This is a genomic window from Kitasatospora sp. NPDC048407 (genome assembly GCF_043200475.1).
GTDB lineage: Bacteria > Actinomycetota > Actinomycetes > Streptomycetales > Streptomycetaceae > Kitasatospora.
Genome location: NZ_JBICXW010000028.1, coordinates 34,810 through 54,611 on the forward strand (window position 1 = coordinate 34,810; position 19,802 = coordinate 54,611).

Here is a 19,802-nt window from a genome sequence, read left to right on the forward strand (position 1 = left end):
CCCGCTGAATCCCCTCACGATCAGGAGGAACCGTGTCCGACCACCCCGCCCTCGCCATCGGCACGTGGCTCGTCACCGGCCCGCCGGACGTCCGCGCCCTGCGGGCCCGGATCGCCGGGCTGCGGCCGCCGGTGCGGCTCACCGTGCACGACCCGGCGGCGGGCGGGGAGACGGACGCGTGGGGCGAGCTCGTCCGCGACGAGCTCGCCGCCTCCCGCGCGGACGACGGCGAGGCCCGGGTGCTGCTGGCCCGGCTCGCCGAAGGCCGGTTCCTCCTGATCGTGGTCGCTCCGGAGCCGGAGCGGTTGCTGCGGTGGCTGCTGGACCCATCTGGGACGGCGGCTCCGGAGCTGGCAGCTGCCGATCCGGCCGGGTTCGGTGAACTTCCCGCCGTCCTGCGCACCGGTTCCGCGCCCTCCGGGTACGCGGCGACCGTGCACGTCGAAGCGGGACACCTCGCGTCCCGGCTGCGGGCTGCCGGGGTGTCCGCCGAGGCGGCGCTGGCCGCCGCCTCGGCGATCCTGCTGGCCCGCTGCGGCGGACCGGCCGAGGCGGACCTGCTGGTCGCGGGCCCGGAGCCGGTGGCCGTGCGGCTGGCGGTGGACGAGGCGGGCTCCGGTTCCGCCGCGCTCCGGGCCGCCGTGCGGGCCGTCGCCGCCGGCACACCGGCCGGGCCGGAAACCCGGGCGGCGCTCGCGGTGGCCGCCGCCCCGCGGCGCGTGCCGGAGCGGATCGGCGCGTTCGAGGTGACGCCCGTCCGGGTCGCCGACGGCGTGAGCCGGCACGAGCTGCTGGTGCTGCTCGGCCCCGACGGGCTCGAGCTCGACTACGACACCGGCCTGTTCGAGGAGGAGGCGGCGGAGGCGTTCGCCCACCGGCTGCTCGCCGTCCTCGCCGCGCTCCTCGACGACCGTCCGGTGCGCACCGTCACCGGTCTCGCGGAGCGCGAGCACGCCGAGCTCGGCGCCTGGTCGCGCGGCGCGGACCTCCCGTTCGAGGACACCTGTCTGCACACCCTCGTCGGGCGCCACGCGCAGCGGACCCCGGACGCCGTCGCGGTCGTCTGCGGGGATCGGGAACTGACGCACCGGGAGCTCGACAGCCGGGCCGCCCGCCTGGCCGCGCTGCTGCACCATCACGGCATCGGCCGCGGTTCGCTGGTGGCGCTGATGGCCGGGCGCAGCGCCGATTCGGTGGTCGCGATGCTCGGCGCGCTGAAGGCCGGCGCCGCGTACCTCCCGATCGAGCCGACCCACCCGGCGGAGCGGATCCGCCACATCCTGCGCGACTCCGGCGCCCTGGCGCTGATCGCGGACGAACCCCCTGGCTTCGACCTGCCGGTGCCGCTGATCCGCCCGGCCGACGCCGCCGGGCTTCCGGCCCGTTCCCCGCTGGTGCGGGTGACGCCGGACGACACCGCGTACGTCATCTACACCTCCGGTTCGACCGGCGCGCCGAAGGGCATCGCCGTCCACCACGGGGCGATCGTCGCCTCCACGGCCGCCCGGGCCGCGGCCGGTCCGGCTCCCGGGCGGGATCTGGTGCTGCCGCCGCTGTGCTTCGACGGCGCTGCGGGCGGCATGTTCTGGGCGCTGGCCAACGGCGGCGCGGTCGTGCTGCCGACCGAGACCGAGGCGCACGATCCGCACGCCCTGCGCGGCCTGCTGGAGCGGGCCGCGATCACCCACGTGCATGCCGTGCCCTCGCACTACCGGATCCTGCTGCAGGTCGCGGACCCGGCGGCGCTGGCCCGCCTGGCGATGGTCGCGGTCGGCGGCGAGCCGCTCACCGCGGAGCTGGTGGCCGAGCATCTGCGGTGCTGTCCGGGTGCCCCGCTGTTCAACGACTACGGGCCGACGGAGTGCGCGGTGTGGGCCACCACGCACCGGTGCGGGCCCGCCGAGGCGGCGGGGGCGGCGATCCCGATCGGCCGCCCGGTGCCCAACTACCGCGTCCATGTGCTCGATTCGCGGCTGCGGCCGGTGCCGCCGGGGGTGGCCGGGGAGATCTTCCTCGGCGGCCCGGGGGTGGCTCTCGGCTACCACGGCCGGCCCGCGCTCACCGCGGAGCGGTTCCTGCCGGACCCGTTGGCGCCGGGCCGCCGTCTCTACCGGACCGGGGACCGCGGTCTGTGGTCGCCCACCGGCCGGCTGCTCATCCTCGGGCGGGTCGACCACCAGGTGAAGGTGCGCGGGTACCGGATCGAGCTGGGCGAGGTCGAGTCCGCGGTGGGCCGGCATCCGGCGGTCGCCGAGTGTGCCGTGCGGCTGCACGGGCAGGGCGCGGCGGAGCGGCTGGTGGCGTTCGTGGCCCTGCGGCCCGCGGCGCCGGACGGCGGGGCCTCGGGCGCCGCCGGTGCGGCCGCCCTGCTGCGCCGGGCGCTCGCCGAGTCGCTGCCCGCACCGATGCGGCCGGACCACATCGTGGTGCTGCCCGCGCTGCCCCGGACTCCGGGCGGAAAGATTGACTCACAGGCACTTCGGGGCATGGCGATCTCCGGCACGCGGAATTGACATCCGACCGATTCGAACAAACGAACAACCAGCGGCGCCGCGGGCCTCTGGAAGGTAAAGTGATGGAGCAGGACGAGCAAAGCCCGAGAGCCACGGCCATCGACCTACCCCACGCCAACCCGCTTCATGCAGGGAACCTCACCGACCGTTGACACTACGTCAGTTGACGGAGTCAGGCGCCAACCTGGGTATGGACATGACAGCTTGTCCATTCTAGGATCCCTTTTCGGCCGCGTATCCCACGCCCCCGTGGAGGATTGGCTCCGATGCAGCAAAAGGCTCTCCCCCCGACGTCCCGCCTTTTCACCGAGGAAACCCATCGCAATGGCCGCGACATATCATTTCGAATTCTCGGCCCCTTACAGGTGGTCATTGGCGGAAACACCGTCCGGGTCGGACGGAACCGCCAGCTGACCGTCCTCGCCGTACTCCTGCTCAACGCCAACAAGATCGTCCCGGTCAGCTCGCTGATCGACGCCGTCTGGCGCGCCGAACCACCGGCCACCGCCGACAAGCAGATCCAGACCTGCGTCTGGCGGCTGCGCAACGCCTTCGCCGCCGCCGGCGCCCCGGTCGACCTGATCGAGACCGAACAGGGCGGCTACCGCATCCGGCTCGGCGCCGAGGACCTCGACGCGGACGCGTTCGAGAAGACCGTCCGGCGGGCCCGCGACCTCGCCGCCGCCGGCCACCTGGAGGACGCCGCCGACGAGTACCAGAGCGCCCTCGCGCTCTTCCGCGGCCAGCCGCTCGCCGACCTCTCCGGCCCGCTCACCTACACCGTGGCCGCGCACTGGGAGGAACGCCGGTTCGCCGTCCTGGAGGAGTGGCTGGACGTCGGGCTCGCGCTCGGCCGGCACGCCGAGCTGATCAGCGAACTCAAGCCGCTGGTCGCCGAGTTCCCGATGCGCGAGCGGCTCTGCGCGCAGCTGATGACGGCGCTCTACCAGTCCCAGCGGCGGGCCGAGGCGCTGCACGTCTACCGGGCCGGCCGGCACGCGCTGATCACCAAGCTCGGCCTCGAACCCGGCGCCCGGCTCCAGGAACTGCACCAGCAGATCCTGGCCGGCGAGGGCGTGGCGCCCCCGCCCACCGCCCACCGGACCCCGCGGCCCGACAAGACCCCCGCCCAACTCCCGCCCCGGGTCACCGACTTCGCGGGCCGAAGCGACATCTCCGAACGGATCGCCTGGGACTTACAGGCCGCCGGCGCCCCCCGGGTGATCGCCCTGGTGGGCTGCGCCGGTTCCGGCAAGACCGCGCTCGCCGTGCACGTCGGGCACAGCCTCCAGCAGCACTTCCCCGACGGCCAGCTCTACGCGGACCTGCGCGGCCAGTCCGAGCCGGTGCCCCCGCAGGAGGTGCTGCGCGGCTTCCTCGACGCCCTCGGCGTCCCCGTCCAGCGGATCCCCGCCGGACTCGCCGCCCGCGCCGCGCTGTTCCGCAGCGTCACCGCCTCCAAGCGGCTGCTGATCGTGCTCGACGACGTCTCCGAGACCACCCGCTACGAGGCGCTGCTGCCGAGCGGCGAGAGCGCCGTCCTGTGCACCGGCCGCACCAGCCTGCTCAAGATCCCCGGCCTCACCGAGTACTGCCTCGACGGCCTGCCCGGCAACGAGGCGGTGGACCTGCTCGCCTCGCTCGTCGGCGTGGAACGGGTCTTCGCCGAGGTGGACAGCGCCCGGCGGATCGTCGACCTGTGCGGCCGCCTGCCGCTCGCCATCCGGGCCGCCGGCGCCCGGCTGCGCGCCCGCCCCCGGCACAGCCTGCGCAGCTTCGTCGACCGGCTCACCGGCAGCCGCGACCGGATCGCCGAACTCTCCATCGGCTCCCTGGACATGGGCGCCCGGCTGGCCTCCACCCTCGACCAGCTGCCGCTCGGCGGCTACCGGCTCTGGCTGCGGCTCAGCCTGTGCGAACTCGCCTCCATCCCGGAGTACGTGGCCTACGCCGTCGCCGACCGGCCGGAGGAGGACACCCAGCGGCTGCTCGACCAGCTGGTCGGCCAGCACCTGCTGACCGTCGCCCCCGGCGAGGTCGCCGACGGCCCCCAGTACGCGTTCAACCCGCTCGTCCGCGACCACGCCCGGCAGCGCGCCGAGGCCGAACTCGGCGCCGCGATCGGCCGGGAGGTCGCCGAGCAGATCGCCGACGCCGTGTTCCACCGGCGCGAGCCCGCCCATGACAGCCACCGACCGTACCGCCGCCGCGAGGAGCCCACCGTCTATGACAGTCAAGCGGTCTGACCTCACGCCGGTCGAACCCGTCACCCCCACCGGGGCGCCGCCCGGCCCGCCCCGCCGCGGCTCGCCCGCGCCGGCCACCCGCTGGGCCTTCCCCGTCACCGTCCTGGTCCTCGCCGCGCTCTGCGCGGCCCTGACCGCCTGGCAGGACCGGCTGCCCGCCCCGCGCGACGAGAACGCGCCCGCCCTGAGCTTCTCCGCCGCCCGCGCCGTCGACCAGGTCCGCGCGATCGCCACCGAGCCGCGCCCCAGCGGCTCCCCCGCCCACACCCAGGTCCGCGCGGACCTGGTCCGCAAGCTCACCGAACTCGGCCTGGAGACCCGGGTGCAGACCGGCTCGTCCGTCGCCCACATGCCCGACCTCTCCCCCACCGGCGCCGACTCCCGCTACGCCGGACTGCGGGTGGACAACGTGGTCGCCCGGCTGCCGGGCTCCGCGAACACCCGGCCCGTCGCCCTGGTCACCCACTACGACTCCACCGAGGCCGGCCCCGGCGCCAACGACGCCGGGGTCCCGGTCGCGGTCCTGCTGGAGACCGCCCGCGCGCTGCGCGCCGGACCGGCGCCCCGCAACGACGTCCTGTTCGTCTTCACCGACGCCGAGGAGAGCGGCCTGCTCGGCTCCCGGGCCCTGGTGGACGCCCCGGACTTCCTGCCGCCCGACGCGCTGGTGCTCAACTTCGAGGCCCGCGGCAGCCGCGGCCCCAGCCTGATGTTCGAGACCGGCCCCGACGCCGCCTGGCTGGTCGACGCGCTCGCCGGCCACGTGCCGTCCGCCCGCACCAGCTCGCTGCTCGACGCCGCCTACGGCTACCTGCCCAACCTCACCGACTTCACCGTCTTCAAGCAGGCCGGCCACCAGGGCCTCAACCTGGCCTACCTGGACGGCTACACGGCGTACCACAGCGCCGACGACACCCCCGACCGGGTCGACCCGGCGACCGTCCAGCACCAGGGCGAACAGGCGCTCGGCCTGGCCCGCGCCCTCGGCTCCGCCGACCTCGCCCACCCGCCCCGCGGCGACTCCGTCTACTTCCAGGCGGCCGGCCTGTACCTCGCCTACCCGGCCGGCGCCGCACTGCCCGCCGCGCTCGCCACCGCGGCCCTCGGGCTGTTCCTGCTGCTGCGGCTGCGCGCCCGGGCGGGCCTCTCGCTCGCCCGGACCGCCGCCGGGCTGGCGCTGGCCCTCGGCCAAATGCTGCTCGCCGCCGGCGCCGCGTTCGCGCTGGCACCCCTGGTGGCCTCCCGGCACGCCGAGTTCGGCGCCTACGGCGACATCGCGGACCACGGTCTCGCGCTCGCCGGGTTCCTGCTGCTCACCCTCGCCCTGGGCGCGGCCGCCGCGCTGCTCGCCCGGCGCCGGATCGACGCCCGCCACCAGGCCGCCGGGGCGATCGCGCTCTGGGTGCTGCTGGCCTGCGCCTCCGCCGTCGTCCTGCCGGGCGGCAGCCACGTGTTCACCTGGCCCGCGCTCGGGCTGGTCGCGGCCGCCGCCCTGCTCACCTCCCGCGCCGGTGCGACGGTGGCCGGACGGGTGGCGGGCGCCGCGCTCGCCGTCCTCCCGCTCGGCCTGCTGGTCGTCCCGCTCGTGCCGCTGCTCACCGACGCCCTCGGGCTCGGCCTGGTGGCCGTGCCGGTGGCGGTCGCGGCCCTGATGACGGCCCTGCTGCCGCCCGTACTGCCGCCGCTGCCCCGGCGCACGCGGCCGCTGGTTCCGGCCGCGGCGGCGCTCGTCGCCGCCGCCGTCCTCGCGGCCGGCGCGCTGATCCCGCCGCCGCAGCCGTACCGGGAACGGGCGAACGCGCTGTACCTGCTGGACGCCGACCGGGGCACCGCCACCTGGCTGAGCGACTCGCCGCCGGACGCCTGGAGCGACCGGCTGCTGCCGGACCCCGATCCGGTCTCCGTCGCCGACCTCTGGCCCGGCTGGCGCGTCCCCGTCCGGCGGGCCGGGGCGCCGGTGCTGCCGCTCGCGGCGCCGGAGATCACCGTGACGCCCGTCCCGGGCGGGCCGGGGGACGGGCGGCGGGTCTCCGTCCGGGCGGTGTCGAAGCGCGGCGCCCCCGAGCTGGTGCTGCTGGTGACGGGCGCGGCGGTGCGCGGCTACGCGCTCGACGGCGTGCCGGGGTGGCACGCGGACACCCCGGCCGGGAACCCGCCGTGGGAACTGTGGATCCACCGGGTACCGGCGGAGGGCGCCGGGCTGCTGCTCGACCTCGGGCCCGGCCCGGCCACGCTGAAGGTCATCGACCGCACCCCGGGCCTGCCCGCACCGGACGGCACACCGCTCGCCGGGCCGCGCCCGCCGGCCCTCGGCGTGGCCGCGTTCGGCGAGGCGGCGATGGTGTCCGTCACCCGCTCGCTGGACTGAGCCCCCGAAACACACCGTGGCCCGGCCGCCGACTTCGGCGACCGGGCCACGGTGTACCCGCGGGTCAGGTAACGGCGCCCGGCAGCCGGGCGGCGACCTTCTCGGCCGCCGTCTTCACGTCGGTGCACACCTGCGGCGTCATCGCGGTGGTGCGCCCGAGGCGCAGCTCGATGCTGGAGTGCTCGCCGCTGTCCAGGAAGACCTTGCAGACGCCGTTCAGGGCGCCCATCAGCATCACCGCGGATTTGCCGTGGAACTGCAGTTCCGTCCGGGTGCCGTCGCCGGTGGCGGCGTCGGCGAGCGGGCGGTCGTCCAGCATCAGGGTGAGGGTGCCGAAGCGGTACTTGTAGGAGGAACAGCCGCGGTCGCTCAGCCCGCTCACCGAGGGTTCGCCGAGGCCGAGTTCGACGGAGACGGGCCGCAGCATCTTGCAGGCCGGTGGCTCGTCGGGGTGTGCCTGGTTGGTGGCGGGCGTGGCGGTCGAGCAGGAGGCCAGGGTCAGGGTGGCGGCGGCGACGGCTGCCGCGGTGAGGACGTTCCGGGCGCGGGGACGGTCCATGGGGTGGTTCGCTCCGATCTGTCCGGTGAGCGGGTGGGAGGTTCGTGCGGGTCAGCGTTCGAGGACGGCGCAGGCCCAGTGCATCCCCCGGCCGTTGGCCGCGAGCGCGACGAGGTCGCCGGGCGCGAGTGCGCCCGTCTCCTCCAGCCTGGCCAGGCAGAACAGGTGGTCGGCCGCGCCGAAGTGCCCGTTCTCGGCGGCGGTTTCGGCGTTGGTGCGCTCCAGCGGCACGCCGATCAGTGCGGCCTGTGCGGCGAGCACGCGGGCGTTGTCGTTGAGCAGGACGAGCCGCGCGAGGTCCTCCTCGGCGCAGCCGGCCCGGCGGCAGGCGCGGTGCACGGCGCGGGCGGTGCGTTCGTCGATCTCCTCGGCGAACGCGGCGACTTCCTCGGCGTCGTTGCCGAAGTGCTCGACGACGTCCCACGCGTCGCGCACGGCGGGTGTCTCGGTGCCGGGAGCGAAGGGCCGGCGGGCGCCGCCGATGTCCATCCGGAAGAAGTCGGCGTAGCGGCCGTCGCTCTCCGCGTAGGAGGCCCGCCAGCGCAGGCCGGGCGCGCCGCGCACGGCGAGGGCCGCGGCGGCGCCGTCGGAGAACAGCAGCGAGTGGGTGTCGAGCCGGTTCCAGTAGGCGTCGACGGTCCGGTTGGCGCCGATCACCAGCGCGGTGCGGTAGTCGGGGTGGGTGGCGAAGCGTCCGGCCACGGTGTCCAGGGCGGTGACGCCGCCGACGCAGCCCTGGTCGACCAGCACGGCCTCGGCCCGGCTCAGACCGAGGGCCCACTGGACCCGGGCCGCCGCGTCCCAGTACAGGTGGTCGGCCAGGTCGGTGAGGGCGACGACGAGCAGGTCCACGTCGCGCGGCTCGACACCCGCGAGGGCCTTCGCGCCCGCCTCGATCGCCAGGTCGGTGACGCTCACCTCGGGCCGGGCCCGGTGGATGTGCCGGTAGCCGTAGCCGAGGACGCGCTCGACGTCCTCGGTGTATTCGGCGACGACGTCCCGGACGGCGGCCTTCTCCCCGGTGGCGACGCCGAAGGCGGTCAACCCGTAGTCCACTGGCACTCCTTTCTGGGTCGGTTCAGTCGGTGAGTTTGGCGAGTTGCTGGGGGTCGCTCAGGCCCTCGGCGACGGTGCGCAGGAACGCGACGGCGTCCCGGCCGTTGACCACCCGGTGGTCGTGGGCGAGGCCGAGGGTGACGACGTTCGCGGCCACCGGCCCGTCGTCGGACGGGACGAGGCGGCGCACCGGGCCGGCGATCGAGACCATGCACAGCTGGGGCCACATCACGATCGGCCGGACCAGCAGCACGCCGGGTTCGAGGTTCAGCGAGACGGTGAGGGCGCCGCCGGAGAGCTCGCCGGCGGTGAACTCGCCCCGGTAGGCCTTGAGCCTGAACTCCATGAGGTCGTCGGCGAGTTCGGCGAGCGGTCGGGCGGCGCAGTCGCGCAGGACGGGCGTGTAGAGGCCGTTCCCGGCGTCGACGGTGACGGCGATGTCGGCGCGGTCGGCGAGTTCCACGGTCCGCTCGTCCAGCAGGGTGCCGAACAGGTGCGGGAAGGCGGGCCGGGCGGCGGCCACCGCCCTAACCAGCAGTTCGGGCAGGCCGACCTCGGCGTCGGTCTCCTCGGACACCGCCCGGAGCCGTTCCAGCGCCGCGTCCACCCGCACCTCGACGGCGGCGAACGCGGCGGGCACCTCGCGGTGGGCCCGGGTGACGACGGCCGCGGTGCCCTGCTGGACCCGGTCCAGCCGGTAGGTGCGGTCGGCGGGCGCGGCCGACTCCGGCTCCTCGGCGGGGAGTTCGGCCGGAGCCGGTTCGTCCTGCGGCGCGGCGAACAGTTCGGCCAGCGGCTCCGCCACCCCGAGTTCGCTGCCGGTCTGCGCCAGCACCCGCAGGTACCCCGACGCGGGGGCGGTGATCTCCTCGACGGCCTTGGAGGTCTCCACGTCCAGCAGCGGCTCGCCCTCCTCGACGTACCCGCCGTCGGGGACGTGCCACTCCAGGACCAGGTAGGCGGTGTCGTTGTTGTTGAGCTTCGGCATCACCACCGGCACCCCGGCGAGCCGCCCGGCTTCCTCAACAGCCGTCGGCCTCACCGGAGTCGGCGCGATCTCGGGCAGCGCCCGGCCCAGCTCCGCCGCGATCCGCGGCGCCCCGAGGAGCACCTCGGCCTCCAGGTGCGGCGCGGTCGGCACCACCGAGTCGGCCGAGGAGAGCAGCAGCACGGGGGCGCGCAGCTCCGCCCACGCCTGCCGGTGGATCCGGGCCGCGACGTCGGCGCCCCAGGTGCCGCCCTCGGTGCTCTCCTCCGCCACGGCGACCAGCCGGGCGCCGGTGATCAGCGGCAGCACCGGCTCCAGGTCCAGCGGGTGCAGCCGTGCCGGGACCAGCAGGTGGACGGTGGCGCCGCGCTCGCGCAGCAGGTGCGCGGCCTCGATCGCCCGGTGCGCCATGCCGCCCGGGCAGAGCAGCACGACGTCGGCGGGGCCGCCGTCCGCAGGCGCGACGTGCGCCCATCCCGCCGGGCCGCCGAGCAGTTGGAAGGCGAAGTGCCCGTCCACCACGCCGTCGCGGTACAGCCGGCGGGTGTAGAGGACCTTGTCCTCGAACAGCATCGACGGGCCCCGGTCGAGGCCCTCCTTCAGCAGCGCGTACGGGTCGTGGAACGGCGTCGTCTCGTACAGCGCCAGGTTCGGGATGCCGAGGAAGTGCTTCTGCACGCTCTGGCTGTGCGTCGGCCCGTAGCCGCGGTTGCCGCCGACCGGGCAGCGGACCACGACCGGCATCGGCACCCGCTCGCCGTACATGGTCACCGACTTGGAGATCAGGTTGAGCACCGGGTCGAAGGCGAGCGCGGCGAAGTCACCGAACATCATCTCGACCACGGCCTCGTCGCCCGCGAGCGCCAGCCCGCCGGCGACGCCCGCGATGCCGCCCTCGCTCAGCGGCGTGGTCAGCACCCGGCCGGGGTGGCGGGTGGACAGGCCGCGGGTCGCCTTGAAGGCGCCGCCGTAGGGGTCGAGGACGTCCTCGCCGAGCAGGTGGAGGGTGGGCCGTTCGTCGAAGAGCCGGTGCAGGGCGCGGTTGAGCGCCTCCACGACGCGGGGTGCGGGCCCGGTCATGACGCCTTCTCCCGTCCGTCGCGGGCGAGCACGTCGCGCAGCGCGCGGACGGAGCGGCAGGCCCGCGCCTCCCGGGCGGTGAGCCGCAGGCCGTACTCCTGTTCCACCCGGGCGACGATCTGCACCTGGGTCAGGCTGGTCCAGGCCGCGGTGGTCGCGGCGCCGGTCTCCTCGGTCACCTCGGTGGCCGGTATCCGGAGCACGTCGGCCACCAGGTCGGTCAGTTCGGTCATCGGTACCACCCAGCTCCTCGTGTCCGGTGTCATGCCTGCGCGTCGGCCGTGCCGGGGCCCGCCGCGGTCCACACGGACGGTGGCCGCGCCTCGACTTCGCGGGCCATCTGCTCGAGGTCGGCGCGGATCAGGTCGTCGAGTTCCCGGAACGGCTCGCCGAGCCGTTCGGCCAGTTCCCGGTGCCAGTCGTCGGCCCACAGCGCGGCCACGTCCGCGTCCGGCCGGGTGTCGTCGCCCTTGCTGTGCGGGCCGAGCCGGCGGGTGGTGAACTGCACGACGGCGGGCCGGTGCTGCTCCCGTACGCGGCGGACCAGCGGGGCCAGTCGAGCGCGGATCGCGGGGATGTCGTGGCCGGTGATCTCCAGGAAGTCCAGCCCGAACGCGGCGGCGCGGTCGGCGATGCTGCCCGCCAACTGGAGCTCGGTGGGCGTGGATTGGGCGATCCCGTTGTGCTCGACGATCACCAGCACCGGCACCTGCCACAGCACGGCCATGTTGAGCGCCTCGTACACCGCGCCCTCGCCCCAGGTGCCGTCGCCGGTGAACACGGCGGCGATCCGGCCGTCCCCCACCCGCTTGCAGTGCAGGCCGAGCCCGACGGCGAGCGGCAGGCTCTCGCCCTGCACGCCCGTCGACAGGTAGCGTCCGCGCCGGATGTGCTGGCTGCCGCCGACGCCCGAACACACCGCGCCCGCACGGCCGGTGATCTCCGCGAGCAGGCCGGCCGGGTCGCGGAACAGCGCCAGGTAGTGGCCGTGGCCGCGGTGGTTGCTCAGCACGAAGTCCTCGGCCAGCAGCGGCGCGAGGGCCACCGGGACGTACTCCTGGCCGAGGCAGGTGTGGGTGGTCCCGTTCAGCCGGCCCTCGGAGAACATCCGCAGCAGCAGCGTCTCGAAGTGCCGGATGCCCAGCAGCGCTTCGAGGTCCTCGGCGTCCGGCACACCCGCCGGCGACGACGTTTCAGCGGTCATGGCGCGACAACTCCCGCGAACTGGGCGGCCCGGACGCCCGGACGGCCTCGACGACATGCACTCCACCTGCGCACCACTTGATCGGCCGCCACGCTAACGGCCGCCGTTCTCAATCCGGTTCACGAACCGCTCTCACCGTGCCGACCCCGGCTCTCCGGCAACTCTCACCCCGATCTCAGCCCGTTGCGCCCGCCGTGAGCGGCCGCCTTAACTGATCGGGCGGCGGCGCGCCGGCAGCGGTCCCACCTGCCGGCGCGCCGCCGCCTCCGGTCCGCCCCGCCGATCCGTAGGAGTCAGCAGATGCCGCCCTCCCCCCAGGTGCTCGTCGTCGGCGCCGGCCCCACCGGACTGGCGCTCGCGGCGGAGCTCGCCGCCTTCGGCATCTCCTGCCACGTCGTCGACAAGCGCGCCGGGCGCAGCCCGCTGTCCCGGGCCTGCACCGTCGAGCCGCGCACGCTGGAGCTGCTGGACATGCGCGGGCGCGCCGACGACGTGCTGAAGTGGGGCCGGGAGTGCCCGCACCCGCCGCTCGGCAACGAGGACGGCCACCTCGACTACGGCCTGCTCGACACGACCTTCCCGTTCAGCCTGTCCATCCCGCAGACCCGGACCGAGGAGGCCCTGCAGCTCGCCGCCGAGAAGGCCGGCGCGGTGCTGCTGCCCGGCACCGAGCTGACCGGACTGCGCCAGGACGACACCGGCGTCGAGGTGGAGCTGACCGGCCCGCACGGCCCGCGGGTCGAACGGGCGCGGTACGTCGTCGGCTGCGACGGCGTCAACAGCACCGTCCGGCAGGTGATCGGCGTCGAGTACGACGGCTGGCACTACGACGAGTCGCTGATGATGGGCGACGCCCGGCTGTCGAACCCGCCGGGCCCGGCCGAGTACGCGCGGATCACCAGGCGCGGGATGGCCGCGCTGTTCCCGTTCCAGGACGGCACCTACCGGGTGATCGTGCTCGACCGGCAGAAGTTCACCGTCCCCGCGGACGAGCCGCTGACCCTGGAGGACCTGAGCGAGAGCTGCGCGGCCGTCCTCGGGACGGACATCGGCCTGCACAGCCCGCTGTGGCTGTCGCGTTTCCGCAGTTCGCAGCGGCACGCGAAGCGCTACCGGGTCGGCCGGGTGCTGCTCGCGGGGGACGCGGCGCACACCCACATCCCGTCCGGCGGACAGGGGTTGCAGACCGGCATCCAGGACGCGTTCAACCTCGGCTGGAAGCTGCGGGCCGTCCTCGCCGGGTGGGCGCCGGAGGAGCTGATCGACAGTTACGAGGCGGAGCGGCACCCGATCGCGGCGGAGACGCTGCGCAAGACCGACCTGTCGTTCCGCTTCGAGACCTCGGACAGCGCGACGGCCCGCCTGATGCGCCGGGCCGCCATGTGGTCGATGCGGATCCGCCCGGTGCACCGGCTCAACGTCGAACACCTGTCGGGCCTGCGCCTGCGCTACCCGTCCGGCGGGCAGGGCCGGTGGGCCGGCCGGCGCGTCCCGGACCGGCCGCTCGCCTCGCCGCAGGGCCCCCTCTACGGGCTGTTCCGCGACGGCGGGTTCGTCCTGCTCGGCACCGACAACTGCCCGCCGGCCGCCGTCCCGTGGGCGGACCGGCTGCGCACGGGCGTGCTCGCCGAACCGCTCGGCGGCGGGTGGCCCCGGTACGTCCTGGTGCGGCCGGACGGCTACGTCGCCTGGGCCGGGCCGGTGGCGGACGACGGGCTGGCCGCGGCGCTGCGCCGCTGGTGCGGCACGCCGGCGCCGGCCGCCCGCTGATCCGGGCCGGGAGTCCGCCGTGTCCTCCGCGCTCTTCACCGCCCTCGTGGTCCCCGCCCTCGCCGCCGTCCACTACTGGGTGTGGCGGCGCGTCGTCCGCGACACCACCGCTCCCCGCGGCTGGCCGCGCCGGGCCGGGACGGCGCTGCTGGTGCTGCTCGGCCTGCTGCTGGTGGCCGCGCCGCCGGCCGACGGCGCGCTGCCGAAGCCGCTGGCGCGGGCCGTCGGCTGGCCGGGCTTCGTGTGGATGGCCGGGATCCTGTACCTGGGCTTCGCGCTGCTGGTCGCCGAGGCCGTCCGCCCGCTGCTGCTGCGCGCCGCCCGCCGCGGCGCCCCCGGCCTGGACCCGTCCCGCCGGCTGTTCGTCAACCGCTCGCTCGCGCTGGCCGCCGGCGCCGCCGCGGCCGCGACCGTCGGCTACGGCGCGGCCACCGCCCTCGGCCCGCCCACCGTCAAGCGGCTGACCGTTCCGCTGGCCCGGCTAGACCCGCGGGCCGACGGTTTCCGGATCGCGGTCGTCAGCGACATTCACCTCAACAGCCTGGTCGGCCGCGCCCGCGCCCGGCAGATCGCCGACCTGGTCAACGGCACCCGGCCCGACCTGATCGCCGTCGTCGGCGACCTGGTCGAGGACGCCGGCGTGGCCGAGTTCGGGCCGCAGGTGGCGCCGCTCGCCCGGCTCAGCGCGCCGTACGGCGCGTACTTCGTCACCGGCAACCACGAGCACTACTCGGGCGCCCGGCAGTGGATCGACTTCGTCCGCGGCCTCGGGCTGCGCCCGCTGGTGAACGAACGCGTCGCACTGCCCGGCTTCGACCTCGCGGGCGTGAACGACGCCAGCGGCACCGACGAGGGACTCGGCCCCGACTACGCGGCCGCGCTCGACGGCCGCGACCCGGGCCGGGCCGTGGTGCTGCTCGCCCATCAGCCGGTGCAGGTCCACGAGGCGGTGAAGCACGGCGTCGACCTTCAGCTGTCCGGCCACACCCACGGCGGCCAGCTGTGGCCGTTCAACCACCTGTCGCGGCTGGCCAATCCGGCCGTCGCCGGGCTGCACCGGTTCGGCGACACCCTGCTCTACGTCACCCGCGGCACCGGCTTCTGGGGCCCGCCGGTGCGCCTGGGCGCGGAGCCGGACATCACCGTCATCACGCTGACCGTTCCCCGCCCCTGACCGGCCGGGCCCGGCGGCGCCGGAGCCGCCGAGCCCGCCCGCTCCGCTCAGCCCAGCAGCGGCTCACCGGCCATGTACCGGCGGAAGAAGCCCGCCGTCGGCGTGTCGGCCCGCGCGACGTCCTCCGGCGTGCCCTCCGCCACCACGGCCCCGCCGGCCGGGCCCGCGCCCGGCCCGAGGTCGATCACCCAGTCCGCCGACGCGGCCACCGGGATGTCGTGCTCGGCGACGACCACGGTGTTGCCGGAGTCCAGCAGGACGTCGAACGCGTCCACCATCCGCTGGATGTCGGACGGGTGCAGGCCCGAGACCGGCTCGTCGAGCACCACCAGACCGGCCTTGCCCTTCGCCGAGCCGCGCTGGATCGCGGACGCCAGCTTCAGCCGCTGCGCCTCACCGCCCGACAACTCGGTCGCGCTCTGGCCGAGTTGCAGGTAGCCGAGGCCGACCCGCTCCAGGGCCTCCAGCGTCTCGGCGAGCTGCCTGGGGCCGGTCAGCCGCTTGACCGCCTCGGCGATGGTCAGCTCCAGCACGCCGTCGATGGTCAGGCCCTGGTAGGTGATCTCCAGCGCCTCCGGCTTGTACCGACGGCCGTCGCACTCGTCGCACACCACCCACACGTCCGGCAGGAAGTGCATGTCGACGAGCTTGCGCCCGTACCCCGTGCACACCTCGCAGCGGCCGCCGTTCGCGGTGTTGAACGAGAACCAGGAGGCGTTGACCCCGCGCCGGCGGGCCTCCTCGGTCTCCGCGAACAGCTTGCGCACCAGGTCGAAGGCCTTGCTGTAGGTGGCCGGGTTGGAGCGCGGGGTGCGGCCGATCGGCTCCTGGTCGACCACGGCGACCCAGCTGAACGCGTCGGTGCCACTCACCGTGCGCACGGTCTCGGCCGCCTCGCCGCTCAGCGCCGCCTCGACGCCCGCGCCGAGCGCGCCGAGCAGGCTGCTCTTTCCGCTGCCGCTGACGCCGGTCAGGCAGGTGAGCCGCCCGACCGGGAAGCGGACCCGCTCCGCCGTCACGTTGTGCGCGCGCAGCCCGTGCAGCTCGACCCAGCCCGACCGTTCGCCGACCGGACGGCGCTCGCGCCGCAGCCGAGGACCGTCCCCGGCCAGGTAGCGGCCGGTCAGCGACAACGGGTGCGCGGCGGCCTCGGCGGGCTTGCCCGACACGATCACCTCGCCGCCGAGCCGGCCCGCGCCCGGCCCCATGTCCACCACCCAGTCGGCCCGGGCGATCAGCTCCGGATCGTGCTCGACCAGCAGCACGGTGTTCCCGGCCTCGCGCAACTCCAGTGCGATGTCCAGCAGATGCGCCTTGTCGGCCGGGTGCAGGCCGGTGCCCGGCTCGTCCAGGACGAAGATGATCCCGCTCAGCTCGGTGCTCAACTGCGCGGCCAGCCGCGTCCGCTGGAGTTCGCCGCCGGACAGCGTGGCCGCGCTCCGGGTCAGCTGGAGGTGCGAGAGGCCGAGGCGGTCCAGCACGCCCAGCCGGCGGACCAGGTCCAGCAGCAGCGGCTCGCCCACCTCCCGCTGCGCCGCGCCCAGTTGGGCCACCACGTCACCGGCCCACTGGCGGACCGCCCGCACGTCCACCTCCAGCAGCTCGGGGTAGGTGAGCCCACCCAGCCGGATCGTCCGCGCCGCGTCGCCGTACCCGGTGCCGCCGCAGGCCTCGCACGCGACCTTGCGCATGTACGGCAGATACCGCTGCTTGGCGCTCGGCGTACTGGCGTTCGCGAAGACCCGCTCCACCTCCGCGAGGGCGCCGCGCAGCGGCTGGGTGGAGGTGTACGTCCACGACGCCGACTCGTTCTTGTTCGGCATGTCGACGGTCGCCTCGATCACCTCGTCACCCGTGCCGTACAGCACGCAGTGCCGGAACTCCTCCGGCAGCTCCCGCCACGGCTGCTTGAGGTCCACCCCGCGCTTCTCGGCCAGCGCCGGGACGAACGCGTGCTCGCCGGAGCGCCACTTGGCGTACCAGGGCGACGCCCCGTCGAACAGCGGCCGGTCCGGATCGGTGATGACCAGCTCCACCTGCGCCTGCCAGCGCCCGCCCACACCATGGCAGTTGGGGCAGTTTCCCTCCGGCGAGTGACGGTCGAAGTGCGCGGTCGACAGGTGCTCGGGCAGCCCCTCCGCATCCGGCCCGATCCCCGGCAGCCGCGAGTACAGCAGCCCGAGGTGACCGTCGATCCCGGTGATCGTCGCCACCGTGGACCGCGGATTGCGGTTCAGCCGCCGCTGATCGACCGCCAGGGTCGCGCCGAGCCCCAGGATCCGGTCCACCTTCGGCCGGTTCCGCTGCGTGATGTACTGCCGCACGAACGGCGAAAGACCCTCCAGGTAGCGCAGTTGCGCCTCGCTGTGGATGGTGTCGATCGCCAGCGAGGTCTTCCCGCTGCCGCTCACGCCCGTGAAGGCGACCACCTGCCCCTTGGGGATTCTCACCGTGACATCGCGGAGGTTGTTGGTACGCGCGCCCACCACGTCGATGGTGTCGTTCTGCCGTGCGGATCCAGTCATCGTTGCTGCCTCATCTCGCAGCGGTGACTTTTCCGTGTGGCGAAGTCACCGCAATCGGAAATCCCGGGGATGCTCGCCCCGAACGCCCCGGGCGCGCCGAAGGGCGCCTACCGGTCAAGGCACTCACTCTACCCAAGACTTGGCAAAGCCCCGCCACCTCCCTTGCGGGCCAACTGCCTTGATCCACACCGTCACTGACGTCACGTCAGCCAGTGGGCAGGAAGCGGGCACCCGGGCCGGGAGAGCGCTGGACCTCGCCGGGCGGCAGCCGGGTGTGGCCGGCGGCGCAGGCCAGAACGAGGGTGACCGGCTCGCCGCACCCGCCCCCCTCGGCGCCGCGGTGCCGGACGACGACCGACGGCCCCTGCTCGTCGGCGAGGTACTTGTCCCCCCACTCCAGCAGGGCGATCACGGTGGGCCGCAGGTCCGCCCCCTTCGCGGTGAGCCGGTACTCGAACCGCTGCCGGTCACCGGGCTCCCGGTACGGCACGCGCTCCAGCACGCCCGCCTCGACCAGGCCCTCGAGCCGGGTGGAGAGCAGGTTGCTGGCGATGCCGAGCCGGGCCCGGAAGTCCCCGAACCGACTCGCCCCGTCGAGGGCCTCGCGCACGATGAGCAGCGACCAGCGCTCGCCGACCACCGCCAGGGCGCGCCCCATCGAGCAGTTCGCCGGGTCGATCCGCCGCTGTTCCCGCTGCTCCCGCTGCTCCCGCTGCTCCCGCTGCTCCCGCTGCTCCTGGTGCTCCGTCATCCCTCGATCCTAGCCCTCCGCGCCCACCTGGGTTGACAATCTCCAGCCAGCTCCGACTAGGCTCCGAGCCACCTGAGTTGAGAAAATAAATCCAGGAGGCCATGGCCATGCCGATGCTCGATGTCCACATCCCGCAGGGCGCGCTGCGCCCGGAGGCCGAGGCGGCGCTGCTCGACCGGATCACCGAAATCCTGATCCGCCACGAGGGCTTCGACCCCGCCGACCCGGTCACCCGCTCCGCGTCCTGGCTCTTCCTGCACCGCCCCGCCGCCGTCTACATCGGCGGCCGGCCCGCGGACGCCCCGCACTACAAGGTCGTCCCGTCCGTCCCCGAGGGACAACTCGACGCCGCCAAGCGCGCGGGCGTCGTCGCCGACGTCACCGAGGCCATCCTCGACGCCGAGGACGGCGCCTGGCCCCGCGACCCCGCCCGGATCTGGGTCTTCCCCACCGAAATCCCCGAAGGCCACTGGGGCGGCTTCGGCCGGATCAGGCCCCTCGCCACCATCCTCGCCCGCCTCACCGGCAACGACCCCGCCCGGGCCCGCGCCCTGGCCGCCGAACGCATCACGGCCAGCCGCACCGAGCGGTCCTCAACGCCCGCGCCGTAGGTCACCCGTGGGCCGTCCCGGCCCCGGCCGTCCCGACTCGCCGCCGCTCGCGCGCGATGCCGGTGCGGTGGGAGCGTTCGACGGCCTGGCCCCAGTACGTTCCGGCGATCATGAGCACGGCGCCGAGGGCGGCCCACACGGTGAGCCGTTCGCCGCCGAGACCGATCCCGATCACGACGGCCCAGACCGGTTCGGTGCCCAGCAGGAGGCTGGCCCGACCGGGGGAGGTGCGCTGCACCGCCCAGGTCTGGGCGAGGAAGGCGAACACGCTGCAGAACAGGGCGAGATAGACCAGCTGCGACCAGGTGCTCGCGCTGCCGCCGGCCAGTTCGGGCAGCCGGGTGGCGGCGGGCACCAGGAACAACGCCGAGCCGACGACGGTCTGAACGGTCGTCAGGCGGAGCGGGTCCATCGGGCTCCGGGCGGTCAGCCGCCCGACGAGCACCACGTGCCCGGCCCGCACCACAGCGGCGGCGAGCACCAGGGCGTCACCGGAGCGCAGGGCGTGCAGCCCGGTGCCGGCGGTGAGCAGCCCGACGGCAAGCACGCACAGGCCGGCGGCGACGAAGAACGTCCAGGGCAGCCCGCGGCTGCCCGCCGTCCGGTCCAGCAGCGGTGTCAGCACGATGGTCAGACTGATGATCAGTCCGGCGTTCGCGGCGCTGGTGTACGCGACGCCGTAGGTCTCCAACACCAGGACCGCCGCCTGCGTGACTCCCAGCAGCACCCCGGCACGGACCTCCGCGCGGGTCCAACGGCGCGCCCCGCGACGGGCGGTGAGCAGCAGAGCTCCACAGGCGAGTGCCGAGATCGCGTACCGCGCGAACAGCACGCCGGTGACGGGGAGCGCACCGGTGGTCGTCTTGGCCACCAGGTAGCTGGAACCCCAGACCAGCGCGATCAGGAACAGCACCACATCGACACGGCGTGCAGAAGGCATGCCCTCACGCTGCACCA

14 protein-coding genes are annotated in these 19,802 nt (G+C 74.7%); 6 read left to right on the forward strand and 8 right to left on the reverse strand.

Going from position 1 to position 19,802, the window contains the following annotated elements; genetic code table 11:
- Positions 1 to 32 precede the first annotated feature (32 nt).
- From ACGFWJ_RS32620 to ACGFWJ_RS32630, 3 genes are all read left to right on the forward strand, one after another.
- On the forward strand, positions 33 to 2,513 hold the full coding sequence (locus tag ACGFWJ_RS32620; protein ID WP_392955877.1) for an amino acid adenylation domain-containing protein: 2,481 nt from the start codon (positions 33 to 35) through the stop codon (positions 2,511 to 2,513).
- A 365-nt stretch (positions 2,514 to 2,878) separates the two neighbouring features.
- Positions 2,879 to 4,759, forward strand: coding sequence for a BTAD domain-containing putative transcriptional regulator (locus ACGFWJ_RS32625; RefSeq protein WP_392955879.1), 1,881 nt, complete (start codon positions 2,879 to 2,881; stop codon positions 4,757 to 4,759).
- Positions 4,740 to 7,127, forward strand: coding sequence for a M28 family peptidase (locus ACGFWJ_RS32630; protein WP_392955881.1), 2,388 nt, complete (start codon positions 4,740 to 4,742; stop codon positions 7,125 to 7,127). Before ACGFWJ_RS32625 ends, ACGFWJ_RS32630 begins: the two co-directional genes overlap by 20 nt.
- Before the next feature lie 64 nt (positions 7,128 to 7,191).
- Here ACGFWJ_RS32630 and ACGFWJ_RS32635 read toward each other — a convergent pair whose 3' ends face one another.
- The 5 genes from ACGFWJ_RS32635 to ACGFWJ_RS32655 are packed head-to-tail and all read right to left on the reverse strand — an operon-like array spanning position 7,192 to position 12,014.
- Positions 7,192 to 7,686: a hypothetical protein gene (locus ACGFWJ_RS32635; protein ID WP_392955883.1), complete on the reverse strand. Its 495-nt coding sequence runs from the start codon at positions 7,684 to 7,686 to the stop codon at positions 7,192 to 7,194.
- A gap of 51 nt (positions 7,687 to 7,737) precedes the next feature.
- The gene (locus ACGFWJ_RS32640; RefSeq protein WP_392955885.1) at positions 7,738 to 8,742 is read right to left on the reverse strand and encodes a 3-oxoacyl-ACP synthase III family protein; all 1,005 of its coding nucleotides are present in this window, start codon (positions 8,740 to 8,742) and stop codon (positions 7,738 to 7,740) included.
- A 22-nt stretch (positions 8,743 to 8,764) separates the two neighbouring features.
- Positions 8,765 to 10,810: a 2-oxo acid dehydrogenase subunit E2 gene (locus ACGFWJ_RS32645; protein ID WP_392955887.1), complete on the reverse strand. Its 2,046-nt coding sequence runs from the start codon at positions 10,808 to 10,810 to the stop codon at positions 8,765 to 8,767.
- A complete protein-coding gene (locus ACGFWJ_RS32650; protein WP_387649111.1) occupies positions 10,807 to 11,043 on the reverse strand; it encodes an acyl carrier protein in 237 nt (78 codons plus the stop codon). Before ACGFWJ_RS32650 ends, ACGFWJ_RS32645 begins: the two co-directional genes overlap by 4 nt.
- A gap of 29 nt (positions 11,044 to 11,072) precedes the next feature.
- Positions 11,073 to 12,014 (reverse strand): thiamine pyrophosphate-dependent dehydrogenase E1 component subunit alpha, encoded by a 942-nt coding sequence (locus ACGFWJ_RS32655; protein ID WP_392955889.1) that lies wholly within the window; start codon positions 12,012 to 12,014, stop codon positions 11,073 to 11,075.
- Between the two features lie 300 nt (positions 12,015 to 12,314).
- On the opposite strand from ACGFWJ_RS32655, the gene ACGFWJ_RS32660 reads away from it, so the two are divergent.
- Complete coding sequence (locus ACGFWJ_RS32660; RefSeq protein ID WP_392955891.1) at positions 12,315 to 13,784, forward strand: FAD-dependent monooxygenase; 1,470 nt, start codon at positions 12,315 to 12,317, stop codon at positions 13,782 to 13,784.
- Between the two features lie 19 nt (positions 13,785 to 13,803).
- Entirely contained in the window at positions 13,804 to 14,958 is a 1,155-nt protein-coding gene (locus ACGFWJ_RS32665) for a metallophosphoesterase (protein WP_392955893.1), read from the forward strand.
- Positions 14,959 to 15,005: 47 nt separating this feature from the next.
- Here the strand turns inward: ACGFWJ_RS32665 and ACGFWJ_RS32670 are convergent, their stop codons facing one another.
- Positions 15,006 to 17,483 (reverse strand): excinuclease ABC subunit UvrA, encoded by a 2,478-nt coding sequence (locus ACGFWJ_RS32670; protein ID WP_392955895.1) that lies wholly within the window; start codon positions 17,481 to 17,483, stop codon positions 15,006 to 15,008.
- Between the two features lie 205 nt (positions 17,484 to 17,688).
- Complete coding sequence (locus ACGFWJ_RS32675; RefSeq protein ID WP_392955897.1) at positions 17,689 to 18,234, reverse strand: winged helix-turn-helix transcriptional regulator; 546 nt, start codon at positions 18,232 to 18,234, stop codon at positions 17,689 to 17,691.
- 107 nt (positions 18,235 to 18,341) lie between these two features.
- On the opposite strand from ACGFWJ_RS32675, the gene ACGFWJ_RS32680 reads away from it, so the two are divergent.
- Positions 18,342 to 18,845: a hypothetical protein gene (locus tag ACGFWJ_RS32680; RefSeq protein WP_392955899.1), complete on the forward strand. Its 504-nt coding sequence runs from the start codon at positions 18,342 to 18,344 to the stop codon at positions 18,843 to 18,845.
- A 1-nt stretch (position 18,846) separates the two neighbouring features.
- On the opposite strand, the gene ACGFWJ_RS32685 is transcribed toward ACGFWJ_RS32680, so the two are convergent.
- Positions 18,847 to 19,785: a DMT family transporter gene (locus ACGFWJ_RS32685; protein ID WP_392955946.1), complete on the reverse strand. Its 939-nt coding sequence runs from the start codon at positions 19,783 to 19,785 to the stop codon at positions 18,847 to 18,849.
- Positions 19,786 to 19,802: the final 17 nt, after the last annotated feature.

Coding starts and splice junctions, on each gene's coding strand:
- ACGFWJ_RS32645 (WP_392955887.1), bottom strand. CDS start 10,810: ATGACCGGGCCCGCACCCCGCGTCGTGGAGGCGCTCAACCGCGCCCTG.
- ACGFWJ_RS32655 (WP_392955889.1), bottom strand. CDS start 12,014: ATGACCGCTGAAACGTCGTCGCCGGCGGGTGTGCCGGACGCCGAGGAC.
- ACGFWJ_RS32680 (WP_392955899.1), top strand. CDS start 18,342: ATGCCGATGCTCGATGTCCACATCCCGCAGGGCGCGCTGCGCCCGGAG.
- ACGFWJ_RS32650 (WP_387649111.1), bottom strand. CDS start 11,043: ATGACCGAACTGACCGACCTGGTGGCCGACGTGCTCCGGATACCGGCC.
- ACGFWJ_RS32675 (WP_392955897.1), bottom strand. CDS start 18,234: ATGACGGAGCACCAGGAGCAGCGGGAGCAGCGGGAGCAGCGGGAGCAG.
- ACGFWJ_RS32660 (WP_392955891.1), top strand. CDS start 12,315: ATGCCGCCCTCCCCCCAGGTGCTCGTCGTCGGCGCCGGCCCCACCGGA.
- ACGFWJ_RS32685 (WP_392955946.1), bottom strand. CDS start 19,785: ATGCCTTCTGCACGCCGTGTCGATGTGGTGCTGTTCCTGATCGCGCTG.
- ACGFWJ_RS32630 (WP_392955881.1), top strand. CDS start 4,740: ATGACAGTCAAGCGGTCTGACCTCACGCCGGTCGAACCCGTCACCCCC.
- ACGFWJ_RS32635 (WP_392955883.1), bottom strand. CDS start 7,686: ATGGACCGTCCCCGCGCCCGGAACGTCCTCACCGCGGCAGCCGTCGCC.
- ACGFWJ_RS32670 (WP_392955895.1), bottom strand. CDS start 17,483: ATGACTGGATCCGCACGGCAGAACGACACCATCGACGTGGTGGGCGCG.